Raw genomic sequence first — 14,574 nt, 5'->3', positions numbered from 1 at the left:
GATACTCGCCGTACTACGGCTGATGTCAAACTACGACGACACTCGTACAATGGGGGTCTCGGTCCCGCACCCATCCCGGACGGGCCCGCACAGGAGCAGGAAGGGGAGCCGCCGTGACCGCCGCCACGGGCAGCAGCCGTGAACTCGCCCACCCGGCCCGCGAGGAGATCCGCCTGGAGGGCGTGCTGCACGCGCTGTCGGACCCGATGCGGATGCGCGTGGTCCGTGAACTCGCCGCAGCCGAGGGCGAGTTGGCTTGCTCGCGCATCGAGCTGCCGGTCACCAAGTCCACGTCCACGCACCACTACCGCGTGCTGCGCGAGAGCGGCGTCATCCGGCAGTGCTACCGGGGCACCGCCAAACTGAACGGCCTGCGCCGCGACGACCTAGCCGCGCTCTTCCCCGGCCTGCTCGACAGCGTGCTCGGCGCGGCCGCCGGGCAGGACGAGCGGCTCGGCGCCTGAGTCCGACGCCGCTCCCGTCTTCGCCGGGCCCGGCTCCGTTATCTCTGGCTCCGTCTTCGCCGGCTCTGCCTCTCCCGTGCCCAACTCCCTCTTGCCGCCCGGCAGATGATTGAACAGCAGGTTCAGCGCGAGCGCGGTGATGCAGCCCGCGCTGATCCCGCTGTCCATCACCGTCTGGAACCAGTCCGGGAACTCCTTGTAGATCTCCGGCACCCCCACCGGCAGCATCCCGACGGCCACCGACACCGCGACGACCGTCAGATTGTGGTTCCCGTGGAAGTCGACCTTGGCCAGCGTCCGCAGCCCGCTCGCGGCCACCGTCCCGAACATCACCAGGCCCGCCCCGCCGAGCACCGGCGCCGGCACGGCCGCCACCACCGCGCCCAGCTTGGGCAGCAGCCCGAGCAGCACGAGGATGCCGCCCGCGGCCGCGACCACCCAGCGGCTGCGTACGCGCGTCATCCCGACCAGACCCACGTTCTGCGCGAACGCCGTGTACGGGAAGGTGTTGAACACCCCGCCGAGGACGGTCGAAAGCCCGTCGGCCCGCAGCCCGTCGGCAAGGGCGCGCGGCTCCACCTCGCGGTCGGTCATCTCACCGACAGCGATCATGTCGCCGGTCGTCTCGGTCATGATCACCAGGGCCACCACCAGCATGGACACCACGGCAGCGGCCTCGAAGGTGGGCGCCCCGAAGTGGAACGGCGTGCTGATGCCCACCCAGTCCGCGTCCCCCACCCCGTCGAAGTCCGTGAAGTCCAGCGGCACGGCCGCCACCATCCCGGCCACGATCCCGATCAGCACCGCGATACGGCTGAAGAAGGGCGGCGCGAACCGCTGCACCGCAAGGACCACCACGAGCACCCCACCGGCAAGCGCCAGATTCTTCGGCGCCCCGAACTCCGGCGAACCGGCCCCGCCCGCCGCCCACTTGCCCGCGACCGGCAGCAGCGACACCCCGATGATCAGGATCACCGTGCCCGTCACCAGCGGCGGGAAGAACCGCAGCAGCCGCCCGAAGACCGGCGCGAGCAGCACCATCGCCAGGCCCGCGACGATGACCGCCCCGTAGATCGCCGGCAGCCCGCCGCCCCCGGTCCCGATCAGCACCATCGGCGACACGGCCGCGAACGTACAGCCCTGCATGATCGGCAGCCGTACGCCGAACCGCCAGAACCCCACGCACTGGATCAGCGTCGCTATGCCGCAGACCAGCAGGTCGGCGGTGATCAGATACGCGAGGTCGGCGGGCGACAGCTTCATCGCACCGCCCACGATCAGCGGCACGGCCACCGCGCCCGCGTACATCGCCAGCACGTGCTGCAGCCCGAAGGCGCCCAGCTGGGCGAGGGGCGGCACCTCGTCCACGGGATGAACGGGATGAGGGGACGTTGAGGAAGCCATGGGCCACTCCAGGCTCGGATACGGATGCGGCGGCGGGCACAGCGACGTACGCGGCGAACTGCGGGTACGGAATCACTGTGCGGGCAACTGGACGAGACCGTAAGTGGCTTGAACATTCTGTTGATTACGAGGGTGTTGCCGGGCTGTGTCCGAGCCGGGCCCCTGCTCAGGGGTGTGGATCAACGCGCCCCGTAAGCCCGCCGGGCGAGGCTCGCGCGCAGGTGGCTCAGGCGGTCGATCTCGGCGTCGAGGGCCGCGAGCCTGCGATCGACGACCTCGACGAAGGCGCCGGGTCGGCTGTCTCGTACCGCCTGGTCGTCGGAAGCGCACCGCGGCGGCGGCTCCGCGACGAGCAGAGGGAGGCGGTCGGCACGACTGCGCAGGTCCTCGACGGTCAGCCCGAGGCTCAGCAGTTCGCGGATGACGCGGACCAGGGCGACCTCGTCCGCGGTGTACTGCCGCTGGCCGGAGGTGGTGCGCACGGCGGGCGGCAGCAGCCCGCGCTGCTCGTAGAACCGCAACGCCCGTGGCGTCGTGCCGGCCGCCGCCGCTGCATCACCGATCCGCATCCGTCGAGGCTCCCCGTGTCCTGCGCGTCTTGTGCAGCTACAACTCCGCAGCTACAACTCCACCACGGTGGCCCCGAAGTGCCGCCCACCGATCAACCCGGGCAACGCCTGCGGCGCGCGATCGATTCCGGCGATCGACGTGTAGGGGAATCGGATGTCGCCGGAGCGCAGCCAGCCGCCGAACCGATCCGCCCACTCGGCCTCCACCTCGGGATGGTCCGCACCGCAATACCCCCGCACGGACACCCCTTTGACGACGAGGCGGTACGAATCGATCTCCACCGGCGCGCTGCCGCCTGCCCGCTCCGGCGACAGCTGCCCCGACAGCGCCCCGACCAGGGCGAACCGCGCGCCCTGCCGGGCCGCGCCGAGAGCCGCGGACAGCTGCTCGCCGCCGACGGTGTCCAGCAGGACGTCGATGCCTTCAGGTGCTACGTCGGCGAGTTGCGCCGCGATGCCCCGCGTCCCACTTCCGCGCAGCACGACGGCGTGATAGCCCAACTCCGACACCAGACGCTCGGCCTTCTCCGGCGAGCCGGTACTGCCGATCACCTTGGCGGCACCCAGCAGGCGGGCGATCTGCCCGGCCATGGTTCCTACCGCTCCCGCCGCTCCGGTGACGAAGACGACGTCACCGGGACGCACGCCCGCGAGCCGGGTCAGTGCCCCGTAGGCCGCGGCCCCCTGGGCGAGTGGGGCAACCTGGTCGGGCAGCGTGCCGTCCACCGGAGCGCAGTCCGCGGCGCCCACCAGCGCGTACTCGCGCCAGCCGAGCAGGTGCGCGACATCGTCCCCCGGGCGCAGCGGTCCGCCGTCCGGCGCGGCGACGACCTCGCCGACGGCGGGTCCGAAGAGGGTGTCCCCGCTGCGCAGCGGGGGCAGCGGCACGCCGTCGGTCTCTCCTCCGATCAACGTACGCAGGCCGGGAAAGACCAAGAAGTGCCGGTTCCGCACGAGCACCTGGCCGGGCCCGGGGACGGGCAGCGGCGTCTCGACCACGGTGAAGTGCTCGGCCGACGGCAGCCCTCGGGGATCGGAGGTGAGGCGGATTTCGCGGGTGGTGCGGGGCAGGGCGGGTGTCCGGGCCGGAGTCGTCATCGAGTGCATCTTCCTGTCAGGTTCGGGGGAGCGGCCCACCTCGCTTGTGAGCGGCGGAGGGACGCTAACCCTTGACCCGCACGTCAGGGTCAAGCAGGAGCCCGGCCCGTACGCCTATCCGACGTCGGCGACGACCACCATGGGCCGGTCGGCGTCGGCCTGCGCGAGAAGGGCGCCGCCCGGGGCCCACAGCGCGGAGCGGCCACAGCCGGTCCAGGCGCCGGCCGGGCCGACATGGTTGGCCACGACGACGTGCAGGCCGAAGTCCTTGGCGATACCCGGATACACCGTCGCCAGTTCTTCCACGCCGCCGCCCGTGCCGTACAGCGAGCTGGCCAGATGCACCTGACACCCGTCGGCGGCGCCACGGGAGGCCAGCTCCGGGAAGTGGTTGTCGAAGCAGGTGGCCAGAGCGAAACGCAGCCCTCCGACCTCGAACCGCCCGTCGCGCCGGCCCGCTTCGAATACGTCCTGCTCGTGCTCGAACAGATGCTGCTTGCGGTACGTGGTGATCAGTTCGCCGTCGCTCCCGAACACCAGCGTCTCGATGGCAGGCCGCTCTCCGCCAGTGGGGGCGGCACAGTTGACGACGCAGGCGACACCGCTCGCCCGGATCGCCTCCAGACGCGGGTCGTCCGCCCGCAGCCAAAGATCGGGGCGGGCGGCCACGGCTTCGAGCTCGTACCCGGTGAGCGACAGCTCAGGGAACACCACCAGCTCGGCACCCTTCGTACGCGCCTCGCCGGCGAGGGCGGCCATCTGCTGCACATTCGCCGGGATGTCAACGGGAACGCAGGTGAACTGAGCTGTCGCGATCTTCATGGACCTCAGCATGCCAGCCGGGCCAGCACCTCCTCCGCCAGGGCGGTCGGAGTGAGCTGGCCGTCCAGGAACACCGTGTCGCGGGGCAGGGTGTCGGCCGCGGCCATGCAGTCCTCGATCCGGCCCTTGCACCAGCGCCGGACCTGTTCGTCCTGCTCAGGGTCGTCCGGGGTGAAACTGCGGCCGTCGATCCGCTGCTCCAGAACATCCCGGGGGACCTTGAGGAAGAAGTGGTGGACGTCGATGCCCGCGTCGCTGAACGCGCTGAAGATCTCGCCGACATAACCCGGGTCGACCAGGGTCATCGGGACCAGGACCGGACGGCCGTACTCCGCGACCAGCCCGACCGCCAGCTCGCCGACCTGCCGCCGCCACAGCCGAAGGTCCTGGAAGTCGCCGGTCGGCACCTCCACGATTCTCCGCAGGAGATAGCCGACCGTCTCCGGGTCGAAGACGAGTGCTTCGGGCCGGCGCTTCCTCAACTCGTCCACCAGCGTGGTCTTTCCGCTGCCGAATGCGCCGTTCACCCAGACGATCAACGTGATCCTCCCTGTATCAGTTGCAGCTGCCACCGGCCGTACCCCTGGATACGCAGCAGCCCTTCGGACGGCACTGCTGCTATCCCTCGCAGTGCCTGGTTCTGCGTGAGAGGCCGCTCCTCGTCGTCGGTGAAGCTCCGGAAGTAGAGGGCTCCGCCATCACCGCTGTCCCACTCGAATCTCAGGTTCGCCCCTGGTCCCGAATGGAACAGAAGGCTGCTGTGCTTTCCCTTGACCACGTCTTCGCTGAGTTGCGTCAACTCCTCAACGGGTACGACGCGCAGGTGCCACGGCCCGTGGGCGATGGAGTTGCCCTTGGTGGTGAACCGACGGACGCGGACACGGTCGCAGCCGGCAGGGAGCACGAAACGATCCGGTCCGAGCCCCATGACGGTTGCGAGACTGGGGCCGACCGCCTCCTGATTCTGGACCGTTTCCAGTGCGTCCAGGCTGTACTGGGAGGTGAACCAGCCGCCTCGAAATTCCAGCACCGTCGGGCGGGCAGCATTCTGCGCAGGGATCTCAACCACCCGATTGCGCCAGCCACTTACCGCGAAATCCGCACTGTCCGTCATCCGGCACCCCACCCCTGTCGTTGACTGCGTCGGGGCAATCTATCCGCTCACTCGTGCCCCTGCACGTCCGGCGATTGGTAGGCCGAACAGGCGAAACGCCGTTCTGGAGCCGAGCTTTGGGGGTTAGGAGTTCGCAATGTATCGGCCTTGATGCGGCCGCCCTCGACGAAAGCAGGTCTTCATGCGATCCAGGACTCTGACCCTCTTCCTCGCGGTCACAGCTCTCACGGGCCTCGGAGTGCTCAACTCGCCCACAGCTACGGCGGACGCGGACCTCACGTTCGTCTACGGCGAACCCGAGATCAGCGAGCAAGGACACCGCCTCGGCTGGACCTGGAAGCTGACCAACACCGGTGACCGGACCGCCCGCCACGTCGTCCTGACCCACCGGCTCACTCCCCACCTGCCGGTCACCCGGGTGAGCCGCGAGTGCGTGGTCGCAGGCGAGACGATTCGGTGTGAGTACGCCGGCATCGCGGCCGGGGACGAGATCGAAGGGCGAGTGGATGCCGATGTGCCGCGTGGCATCCAGGAGTCGGTACGGATCAACGGGCGGGTGACCTACCAGCCGGCCCCCGCCCGGACCTCCTGATCCGATCGACCAGACCTCCTGACCCGACCGCCCGGCATTCGGGCCATGGCCGGGTCACTCACCTCGATCCTTACGTCATCGGCTTCGGCTTCGGCTTCGGCTTCGGCTTCGGCTCCGGCATCGTCATCGCCACTGTCACCGTCGCCAGAAGAGATGGTGCGTCACGCCGCTCGGGCTGGGCACGACATCGACGTGGAAGCGGTCGCGCAGCTCGTCGGGTGACTCCCACAGGCGGGCCCCTGATCCGAGCTTCACCGACGAGACCGCCACGTGCAGGGTGTCGACGAGGTCGGCATCGAGGAACTCCCGGATGACGGTGGCCCCTCCGCCGAGTCGGACGTCCTTGCCCTGCGCCGCTTCCCGTGCCTGTTCGAGGACGGTGGCAGGGTCTGCGTCGACGAAGTGGAACGTGGTGTCGGAGAGCGTGAACGAGGGACGCTCGTGGTGGGTCATGACGAACACCGGGGTGTGGAAAGGCGGCTCGGCCCCCCCACCAGCCGAGCCAGTCGTGGTCCTGCCAGGGCCCGCGCTGGGGCCCGAACTTGTTGCGGCCCATGATCTCGGCGCCGATGTTGTGCGTGAAGTCACGGGTGAAGTAGTCGTCGAGACCGCGGCTCCCTCCGGGGTCGGTGCGGTTCGGCCAGCTGGCCGTGGCGCCGGCCCAGGAGAACATGTCCCCGGGATCGGCATGGCCGAACGGCCGCTCGAGGCTTTGGTTTTCACCGGCACCGAAGCCATCGCTCGAGACCATGAAGTTCTGGACCCTCAGCAGCTGACTCACGTGGTTCCTCCCATGTCGTTCGTCGTCCGTCGTCTTGTCTGTCGTAGGTGACGGGTGACGGGTGGACTGTCCGTGGCAGGAAAAATCATCGGCCGTGCCCGATCTCCCGTGCCTTCCGGCTCGGCCATCATCATGGGAGGCAGGAGCCCGAACCCCGGAGAGGAACACACATGACCGAGCCCGGCCAGGTCATGGTGGTCACCGGCCCACCCGGGGCCGGCAAGAGCACCGTGTCCGCACTGCTCGCCGCGATGCTCTCGCCCAGCGTCCACCTGCACACGGACGACTTCTGGGCCTTCATCAAGGCGGGCGGGATCGCCCCGTACCTGCCGGCGGCCCAGCGGCAGAACGAGGTGGTGATGGGCGTCGTGGCGGAGGCCGCGTTCGGGTACGCGCGGGGCGGCTACCAGGTCGTCCTCGACGGCATCGTGGGACCGTGGTTCATCGAGGGATTTTTGCGGGCGGCCAAGACGTACGACATCTGTCTGCGCTACGTCGTGCTGCGGCCGGACGAGGAGACCACGGTGGTCAGGGCGACCGGCCGCGGCCCGGACGCCCTGACCGAGCGCGATCCGATTCTTTCCATGTACCGGCAGTTCCAGGACCTCGGCGAGCTCGATCGGTGCGTGCTCGATTCCAGCGGGCAGACGCCCGAAGTGACCGCGGAGCGAGTGTTCGCGGCGATCTCCGCGCCGGAGTCGGTGCTGTGGAGCCGCGCGCGGGCCTCATGACCAGCTAGGTCTCGCCGGCCCAGTCGTCGCCCGGTCAGCGCGCTGGCGCGGATCGACGGTCCGGGCTTTATCGGTTGGTACATTCCGAAAATGCCGATCACGCCGATTGTTCCGCTGTCGTCTGTCCGTCCCGACCCGCTCAGCTAGCCGTGCTGGTTCTCGCGGTGGTGTTCGCGGTGCTCGGTGCCGCCAGCAACGCGACCGGCACGGTGCTGCAGCGCCGCGCAGCGCTCGCCGTGCCGGACGCGGACGCGATGAGCGCACGCATGGTGTCGCAACTGCTGCGCCAGCCGGTCTGGGTGCTCGGGATCCTGGGGGTGACCTGCGCGGCGCTGTTCCAGGCCCTGGCGCTCAACACCGGTCCCATGGTGCTCGTACAGCCCGTGTTCGTGCTCGAGCTGCCGCTCGCCATGCTCCTCTCCATCCCGCTGCTGCGGCAGGGCCTTTCCCGGCAGGGATGGCTCGCGGTGGGTGCGATGGTGGCGGGCCTCGCCCTGTTCCTGGCCGCTGCCGCACCCGGCGCCGGCACCACACAGGCGCCCATGCGGCACTGGATCCCGGCGCTGGCCGTCTGCTGCGGAGCCATGGCCCTGCTCACCGTCGCCGCCCTGCGCCGCCCGTCGGGCGTGGTCCGCGCGGCCTGCCTGGGCTTTGCCGCGGCGATCGGCAACGCGCTCACCGCCGCGCTGATGAAGTCGGCCACGCACACCCTGGACGACGTGGGGCTCGGGGCATTTCTGACGACCTGGCAGACCTACGGCTTTGCCGCGGCCGGCATCGCCTCGGTCTTCCTCCTGGAAAACGCCCTGCAGGCAGGCCCGCTGATCGCCTCCCAGCCTGCCCTCACCCTCGGCGACGCCCTCGTCAGTCTGGCCCTGAGCCTCACCCTGTTCTCCGAGCCCGTCCGCACCGGCTGGTGGCTGCTCCCGGAGGCGGCCGGGCTTGCGCTCGTCACCGCGGGAGTGGTGGGGCTGTCCCGGCTCCGGCGGGATTAGCGCCGAAGCCTCAACTGCCCTCGGCGCTCAGGGCATTCGCGCGCTCAGGGTGCGTACGACCTCGGTGAGGACCTTCTTGCTCCAGTTCTGGTCCGCCTTCGGGTACTCCCCGACACCGTCCGCCGTGGACATGCCGCTCACCTCGAACTGGTAGGGGCCCTGGTGGCAGACCGGGCCGTCGGAGACGTCCGGGAAGTAACACCCGTCCGTGCCCAGGGAGTTGCCGAGATCCTGGAACTTCTTCTTGTACTTTCCCGCGTCCTTGCTGGCGTCGTCGCGGTCCTCGGTGTAGTTCTCCCGTACGAGAGCGGGATCCGCGATGGCCGTGAAGGTGACCTTGACGCTGCTGTTGTGCTCGCTCTCGTACTTGGCGGGCAGCCCGAACTCGAACTCGCACCCGCCGGCCGGCACGTCCCCGGTCGTCCCGGGGTCCGACTCTTCCATCGGGTTGAAGTTGATGATCGTGACCTTCACCGGTTGGCGTTCGACGTCGGTCGCCTGCGGGAGGATCGCGCGTATCTCCTTGTCGCTCAACACCTTGCAGGCATTGGGCCATTGGGCGAGGGGCAGCGAAGCGCCCTGCGCCGGCTGCGCGGCGAGCGGCTCGCCGGAGGCCTTGGCCTTTCCGAACTCCAGCTCCGGCGGCTCGTCGCTGCAGCCCGCCAGCATGAGCGGCACGGTCAGGGCCAGGGCAAGGCAGAACTGCTTCTGTCTGGACACGTCGAATTTCCCCCGAAAGCAAAGAAGCTGATGGCGGAGGCCATTCTGCCCTCCTTCTTATTCCCTTGCCGGTCGTCTCGCCGATGTGAAAGCCTCGACCGAGCATTCCGACTCGCACGCACCACCCTGCACTGACCAGCACGTACTCACTCACGATGAGGGACTGAAGCCAATGACTGCGGCGAGCCCCAGCGGCCGCCGTCGGCACTGACCTCCCTGCCTGCGCGGCACGGCGGCGACCAGTGCTGTACGCAGCCATGCGACGAGCGCACCTTCCGTCCTGCCATCTCTCTCGTGAGGCCATTCACCATGGACATCGACGTCCAGAGCTTTGCCGTCATCAACCTCCGCCGTCGCCCCGCAGCGACCGAAGTCGGCGGATTCGTCGCGGGCTTCGACCCCGCGACCACCAGCCCCTACATCAACTACGCGACACCGCTGCCCGGCGCCCGCCCGACCAGCCGGGACGTCGCAGCCCTCGTCGAAGCCTTCCGGGAGCGCGGGCTCACGCCTCGCCTGGAGTTCGCGCCGGACGGCGCGCCCGCCGTGGAACCGGCGTTGCGCCGGGCGGGGTTCACCACCGAGGCCGTGCACGAATACCTGGTCTGTACGCCCGCCACCTTGACCGTGCCGCCGCTCCCCGGGACGGTCCGGCCGGGCACCGCTGCGTCGCCGGTCGAGGCGCCGCGTACGGACGAGGACTATGCGTCGATCGACGCAGCCCTTTCCGAGGCGTTCGCCGGGGAGTTCGCCGCGTCCGAGGAGGGTGCTGCCCGGCTGCGCCGGATCGAGGAGGGCGGCGGCGCCGTCCGGTTCGTGCGTGCTCCCGGCGGCGGCTGTGCCGGTGCGGCCTCCTGCTCCGCGCCGGCCGTGGGCACGGCGGAGCTCGCGGGCGTGGGAACCCGGCCGGCCTTCCGGGGGCAGGGCATCGCCGCCGCCGTCACCGCGGCGCTGAGCGAGACCATGTTCGCGCGGGGGGCGCGCTCGGTGTGGCTGGAGTACGGAGGCGAGGGCTCGCGCCGCGTCTACGAACGCGTCGGCTACCGCCCCCACGGCACCCGCTTGTACATGACGGGTGGCTGACCGGGCTTTACATGGTGGGTGGCCGACCTCGGCCTGACGTTTTGAGCGTCCGTGTCGTCGGACTACTGAGACACCGTCCGACAGCGAGAGGGAAGCCACCACCATGACCACCACCACGGCCACGTCCACGCCCACCGAGGCCCAGCAGGACGACCTCCGGTCGCGTCTGCCCGAAACCACCGACTTCCCCGAGATGCCGACGATCGCCGGCTCCATGGCCAAGGCGATCCGGAACGGTTCGATTCCCCAGATCACCATCGGCCTGGTGCAGCTTCGCGCCGGACAGATCGTCGGCAGCACGTACCACACCGTCGACAAGACCAGCAATCTTCGGAAGGCGGGGGAGACGGAGGACCGGATCACCGCCCTGGCGTCATGGCAGGACGCCCCGTACTTCACCGACGCCGAACGGGTCGCACTCGAGCTCGTGGAGGCCATCCTCAGCCCGAACCCGTTCGGGGAGCGCGTCTCCGACGAACTGTTCGCCAGGGCCTGCGCCCATTACGACGAGAAGGCCCTCTGGACGCTCACCCTGGCGATCAGCCAGTTCTTCTACTTCATCCCGATCGCGCTCATCGCCAAGCCGATCCCCGGCAAGGCTCCGGGGCAGAACTACAGCAAGTAACTCCCCACGGATGAACGGGAACCGGCGAACGGAAGGGGCCGGCTCGACGACATCGTCGTCGAGCCGGCCCCTTCCGTGACTGCATCGCAGCCCGTGCGTCAGTCCGTACTTCAGGCCGTACGTCAGCCCGTACGTCAGTCCGTCCCGAACTCCATCGCGGCCCGGTCCAGCATCTCCTCGTCGCCGGAGACCTCACCGCGCGAGGCGATCGCCTCGGCGCCGCCCTCCGGCATGTTGCCGATCAGGCCGGTCGCGGCCGCCTGGGCGGCGCCGATGGCAGGATTGGCGGTGCCGATCAGGCCCAGACCGGCGTACTGCTCCAGCCGTGCGCGCGAGTCGGCGATGTCGAGGTTGCGCATGGTGAGCTGGCCGATCCGGTCCACCGGGCCGAACGCCGAGTCCTCGGTGCGCTCCATGGACAGCTTGTCCGGGTGGTAGCTGAACGCCGGGCCCGTGGTGTCGAGGATCGAGTAGTCCTCGCCGCGCCGCAGCCGCAGCGTGACCTCCCCGGTGACCGCCGAGCCGACCCAGCGCTGCAGCGACTCCCGGATCATCAGCGCCTGCGGGTCCAGCCAGCGGCCCTCGTACATCAGCCGCCCGAGCCGCCGGCCCTCGTTGTGGTACTGGGCGAGGGTGTCCTCGTTGTGGATCGCGTTCACAAGGCGCTCGTACGCGGCGTGCAGCAGGGCCATGCCGGGCGCCTCGTAGATGCCCCGGCTCTTGGCCTCGATGATCCGGTTCTCGATCTGGTCCGACATGCCCATGCCGTGCCGGCCGCCGATGGCGTTGGCCTCCATCACCAGGTCGACGGGGGAGGCGAACTCCTTGCCGTTGATGGTCACGGGCCGGCCCTGGTCGAAGCCGATCGTCACGTCCTCGGTGGGAATCTCGACCGAGGGGTCCCAGAACTTCACACCCATGATCGGCTCGACGGTCTCGACACCCGTGTTGAGGTGCTCGAGGATCTTGGCCTCGTGGGTGGCGCCCCAGATGTTGGCGTCGGTGGAGTACGCCTTCTCCGTGCTGTCGCGGTACGGCAGCTCATGGGCGAGCAGCCATTCCGACATCTCCGTACGGCCGCCGAGCTCGGTCACGAAGTCCGCGTCCAGCCACGGCTTGTAGATCCGCAGCTGCGGGTTGGCGAGTAGGCCGTAGCGGTAGAACCGCTCGATGTCATTGCCCTTGAAGGTCGAGCCGTCGCCCCAGATCTGGACGTTGTCCTCGAGCATCGCCCGGACCAGCAGCGTGCCGGTGACGGCACGGCCGAGCGGCGTGGTGTTGAAGTACGCCCGCCCGCCGGAGCGGATGTGGAACGCGCCGCAGGTCAGCGCGGCCAGGCCCTCCTCGACCAGCGCCGCACGGCAGTCGACCAGGCGCGCGATCTCGGCACCGTAGGCCTTCGCACGGCCGGGCACCGAGGCGATGTCGGGCTCGTCGTACTGGCCGATGTCGGCGGTGTAGGTGCACGGGACGGCACCCTTGTCGCGCATCCACGCGACCGCGACGGAGGTGTCGAGGCCGCCGGAGAAGGCGATGCCGACGCGCTCGCCGGCGGGAAGGGAGGTGAGGACCTTAGACATAGGAAGAGTATGCATGGACACGTATGAACATGCAACGCGGTCCGATTCTTGATCTCAAACGAACTTGAGGTTCTACGGTGATCACGTCCGGGAGCGAGGGCCCGGAGAAGGCCTGGAGAGCCCGGAGGAAGCCTGGAGAGCCCGGAAAGTGCGGGCGTGATGACCATGAAGGGGAGCCTCGTCATGACGACCACGGCGGTAACGGCGGTCAAGGAGTACTCACAGGAGATGCTCGCTGCCCAGCCCATCGGAGCCTGGAGCGGCGAGGCCTACCGGCGGGCGGTGGGCGCGCTGCGCGGCCAAATCGCGGTGGAGGGGTTGACCCAGCCGCACTGGTGGACGCTGAACCACGAGGCCGGACAGCCGGCGGCATGGGACCGCCCCGCCCTGACCGAGCGCCTCCAGTCGTACGACGGCCTGGGCATCGACTTCGACGGCGTCTTCGACGACCTCGTGACCCGTGGCTGGATGACCGAGGAAGCCGGCGTCATGACTCTGACCGAGGCCGGCGAGGCCGGCCGGCTGCGCGCCCGGGACCGCAATCTGCAGGTCCATCACCAGATACATGAGGGCATCGACGCCGGCCGACTTCGCGACCACCATCGACGTGCTGCGCCGCATGGTGGCCAACCTCGGGGGCGACGGGAATCTGGCCGATTGAACGGGAATCCCGCCGAACTGCGAGCGAAGGCCGGAGGCCCGGCCCGCACTGTTAGCCTTCGCGTCCGGAGCCAGGGGGAGATCGCAGATGACATCGACCAGTACGTTCCCGATCGGCGGGGACCTGACCGTGGGCCGGCTCGGATTCGGGGCCATGCGGCTGCCGACCGAAGCGGGAAGCGCGCGCGAGGCCTCCCTGGCTGTCGCCCGGCGGGCCGTGGAGCTGGGCGTCACCCTGATCGACACCGCCCATCTGTACGGCGGCGGAGCCAACGAGGAACTGCTGGCCGAGGCCCTGCATCCGTACCCGGACGACCTGCTCGTCACCACCAAGGTCGGCGTCGCACAGACGGGCCCAGGCGGGGAGTGGGAGCTCAACGGGCAGCCGGACGTCCTGCGCGACCAGGTCGACCACGCCCTGCGCCGACTGCGCGTCGACCGCCTCGAGCTGTTGCAGCTGCACCGCATCGACCCGGAGGTGCCGCTCGCCGACCAGCTCGGCACGCTGCGGGAGCTGCAGAGTGCGGGAAAGGTCGGCCGGATCGGGCTGTCCGAGGTCACGGTCGCCGAGCTGGACCTGGCCCGGGAGATCGTCGACATCGTGAGCGTGCAGAACCGCTACAGCCTGCTCGACCGTGAGCACGAGCCCGTGCTCGCGGCATGCGAGGCGGCGGACATCGCGTTCCTGCCCTGGAGGCCCGTCGCCCCGGCGGCCTCGGAGACGCAGACCGAGATCGCCGCCGTGGCAGCCGAACTCGACGCCACCCCTGCGCAGATCGCGCTCGCGTGGCTCCTCGACCGCTCCCCGGTCATCCTCCCGATCCCGGGCACCGCCCGGATCGGCCACCTGGAGGAAAACGTCGCCGCGGCCCGACTCCGGCTCACCCCGACCCACCGTGAGCGCCTCGACGGACTGGCGGCGGAGCAGGCCTAGTTGCCCGTTCCCGGCGCTTCCGCTTCCTGAGTCGCGCGCTCCTTGCGCATGCCCACGGAGCGTCCATGAGCTCCCGGAGGATGTCGGGGTACCCGGCGTGCCGACGCGTATCGGCGATCACGCGCACCACGGCGTGATGCAACGTCACGTCGGCCTTGTCGCTGAGCCACCACGGCACCCTGCCGACGGTGTGGTGCGGCAATTCTGCCGCTGACGTGATCCCTGTCCACCGGCTTCGCGACGGACGTAGCCATCGGCACCCAGCTGCAGGGGCCGCGTGCATACGTTCCCGGAGCTCAAATCTCCCTCTGAATCGGCCTGTTGAGCGGTTCGCCGACCAACCCCGCGGAAATGGGCGGCTCATGAAGCCGACCTGGCCCCGCCCGTGGCATCGACGGCGCA

At 69.5% G+C, this 14,574-nt stretch carries 16 protein-coding genes and 2 pseudogenes; 7 read left to right on the top strand and 11 right to left on the bottom strand.

Annotation, left to right across the window (positions count from 1 at the left end; genetic code table 11):
- Nucleotides 1-113 precede the first annotated feature (113 nt).
- Nucleotides 114-464 carry an ArsR/SmtB family transcription factor gene (locus OG430_RS06560; RefSeq protein WP_327351470.1) on the top strand — a complete coding sequence of 117 codons (351 nt, stop codon included), beginning with the start codon at nucleotides 114-116 and terminating at the stop codon, nucleotides 462-464.
- Here the strand turns inward: OG430_RS06560 and OG430_RS06555 are convergent.
- The 6 genes from OG430_RS06555 to OG430_RS06530 all read right to left on the bottom strand — a co-directional run bounded on the left by OG430_RS06555 (nucleotide 387) and on the right by OG430_RS06530 (nucleotide 5,471).
- Complete coding sequence (locus OG430_RS06555) at nucleotides 387-1,868, bottom strand: nucleobase:cation symporter-2 family protein (protein WP_327351469.1); 1,482 nt, start codon at nucleotides 1,866-1,868, stop codon at nucleotides 387-389. The two genes, OG430_RS06560 and OG430_RS06555, sit on opposite strands and share 78 nt — an antisense overlap.
- Nucleotides 1,869-2,047: 179 nt before the next feature.
- Nucleotides 2,048-2,437 carry a MerR family transcriptional regulator gene (locus tag OG430_RS06550; RefSeq protein WP_327351468.1) on the bottom strand — a complete coding sequence of 130 codons (390 nt, stop codon included), beginning with the start codon at nucleotides 2,435-2,437 and terminating at the stop codon, nucleotides 2,048-2,050.
- A gap of 51 nt (nucleotides 2,438-2,488) precedes the next feature.
- Nucleotides 2,489-3,535, bottom strand: a complete 1,047-nt coding sequence (locus OG430_RS06545; protein WP_327351467.1) for an MDR family NADP-dependent oxidoreductase — start codon at nucleotides 3,533-3,535, stop codon at nucleotides 2,489-2,491.
- 114 nt (nucleotides 3,536-3,649) lie between these two features.
- Nucleotides 3,650-4,357 carry a carbon-nitrogen hydrolase family protein gene (locus tag OG430_RS06540; protein WP_327351466.1) on the bottom strand — a complete coding sequence of 236 codons (708 nt, stop codon included), beginning with the start codon at nucleotides 4,355-4,357 and terminating at the stop codon, nucleotides 3,650-3,652.
- Nucleotides 4,358-4,362: 5 nt separating this feature from the next.
- Nucleotides 4,363-4,896 carry an AAA family ATPase gene (locus tag OG430_RS06535; protein ID WP_327351465.1) on the bottom strand — a complete coding sequence of 178 codons (534 nt, stop codon included), beginning with the start codon at nucleotides 4,894-4,896 and terminating at the stop codon, nucleotides 4,363-4,365.
- Nucleotides 4,893-5,471: a hypothetical protein gene (locus OG430_RS06530; RefSeq protein WP_327351464.1), complete on the bottom strand. Its 579-nt coding sequence runs from the start codon at nucleotides 5,469-5,471 to the stop codon at nucleotides 4,893-4,895. Before OG430_RS06530 ends, OG430_RS06535 begins: the two co-directional genes overlap by 4 nt.
- 181 nt (nucleotides 5,472-5,652) lie before the next feature.
- Between OG430_RS06530 and OG430_RS06525 the strand changes: the two genes are divergently transcribed.
- Nucleotides 5,653-6,063 carry a hypothetical protein gene (locus tag OG430_RS06525; RefSeq protein WP_327351463.1) on the top strand — a complete coding sequence of 137 codons (411 nt, stop codon included), beginning with the start codon at nucleotides 5,653-5,655 and terminating at the stop codon, nucleotides 6,061-6,063.
- 135 nt (nucleotides 6,064-6,198) lie between these two features.
- Here the strand turns inward: OG430_RS06525 and OG430_RS06520 are convergent.
- A pseudogene (locus tag OG430_RS06520) lies at nucleotides 6,199-6,844 on the bottom strand (dihydrofolate reductase family protein).
- A gap of 170 nt (nucleotides 6,845-7,014) precedes the next feature.
- On the opposite strand from OG430_RS06520, the gene OG430_RS06515 reads away from it, so the two are divergent.
- Both OG430_RS06515 and OG430_RS06510 read left to right on the top strand, forming a co-directional pair.
- Entirely contained in the window at nucleotides 7,015-7,575 is a 561-nt protein-coding gene (locus OG430_RS06515) for an AAA family ATPase (RefSeq protein ID WP_327351462.1), read from the top strand.
- A gap of 149 nt (nucleotides 7,576-7,724) precedes the next feature.
- Complete coding sequence (locus OG430_RS06510) at nucleotides 7,725-8,570, top strand: DMT family transporter (RefSeq protein WP_327351461.1); 846 nt, start codon at nucleotides 7,725-7,727, stop codon at nucleotides 8,568-8,570.
- 27 nt (nucleotides 8,571-8,597) lie between these two features.
- Here OG430_RS06510 and OG430_RS06505 read toward each other — a convergent pair whose 3' ends face one another.
- Entirely contained in the window at nucleotides 8,598-9,290 is a 693-nt protein-coding gene (locus OG430_RS06505; protein ID WP_327351460.1) for a hypothetical protein, read from the bottom strand.
- Between the two features lie 309 nt (nucleotides 9,291-9,599).
- On the opposite strand from OG430_RS06505, the gene OG430_RS06500 reads away from it, so the two are divergent.
- Nucleotides 9,600-10,373 carry a GNAT family N-acetyltransferase gene (locus OG430_RS06500; protein WP_327358973.1) on the top strand — a complete coding sequence of 258 codons (774 nt, stop codon included), beginning with the start codon at nucleotides 9,600-9,602 and terminating at the stop codon, nucleotides 10,371-10,373.
- A gap of 103 nt (nucleotides 10,374-10,476) precedes the next feature.
- On the top strand, nucleotides 10,477-10,998 hold the full coding sequence (locus OG430_RS06495; protein ID WP_327351459.1) for a carboxymuconolactone decarboxylase family protein: 522 nt from the start codon (nucleotides 10,477-10,479) through the stop codon (nucleotides 10,996-10,998).
- Between the two features lie 134 nt (nucleotides 10,999-11,132).
- Here OG430_RS06495 and argG read toward each other — a convergent pair whose 3' ends face one another.
- On the bottom strand, nucleotides 11,133-12,578 hold the full coding sequence (argG, locus tag OG430_RS06490; RefSeq protein WP_327351458.1) for an argininosuccinate synthase: 1,446 nt from the start codon (nucleotides 12,576-12,578) through the stop codon (nucleotides 11,133-11,135).
- 219 nt (nucleotides 12,579-12,797) lie between these two features.
- Entirely contained in the window at nucleotides 12,798-13,199 is a 402-nt protein-coding gene (locus OG430_RS06485; protein ID WP_327351457.1) for a hypothetical protein, read from the bottom strand.
- Nucleotides 13,200-13,326: 127 nt separating this feature from the next.
- Here OG430_RS06485 and OG430_RS06480 point away from each other — a divergent pair, with 127 nt between their 5' ends.
- Nucleotides 13,327-14,172, top strand: a complete 846-nt coding sequence (locus tag OG430_RS06480) for an aldo/keto reductase (RefSeq protein WP_327351456.1) — start codon at nucleotides 13,327-13,329, stop codon at nucleotides 14,170-14,172.
- On the opposite strand, the pseudogene OG430_RS06475 reads toward OG430_RS06480, so the two are convergent.
- Nucleotides 14,169-14,374: pseudogene (locus tag OG430_RS06475) on the bottom strand (mycothiol transferase); the annotation flags it as partial. The gene OG430_RS06480 and the pseudogene OG430_RS06475 overlap by 4 nt on opposite strands.
- Between the last annotated feature and the right edge of the window lie 200 nt (nucleotides 14,375-14,574).

Origin of the sequence: Streptomyces sp. NBC_01304, from assembly GCF_035975855.1 — a bacterium.
In the GTDB taxonomy this organism is placed as follows: domain Bacteria; phylum Actinomycetota; class Actinomycetes; order Streptomycetales; family Streptomycetaceae; genus Streptomyces.
The sequence above is the reverse complement of the archived record's forward strand: the minus strand, read 5'-3'. Positions and strand labels throughout refer to the sequence as shown.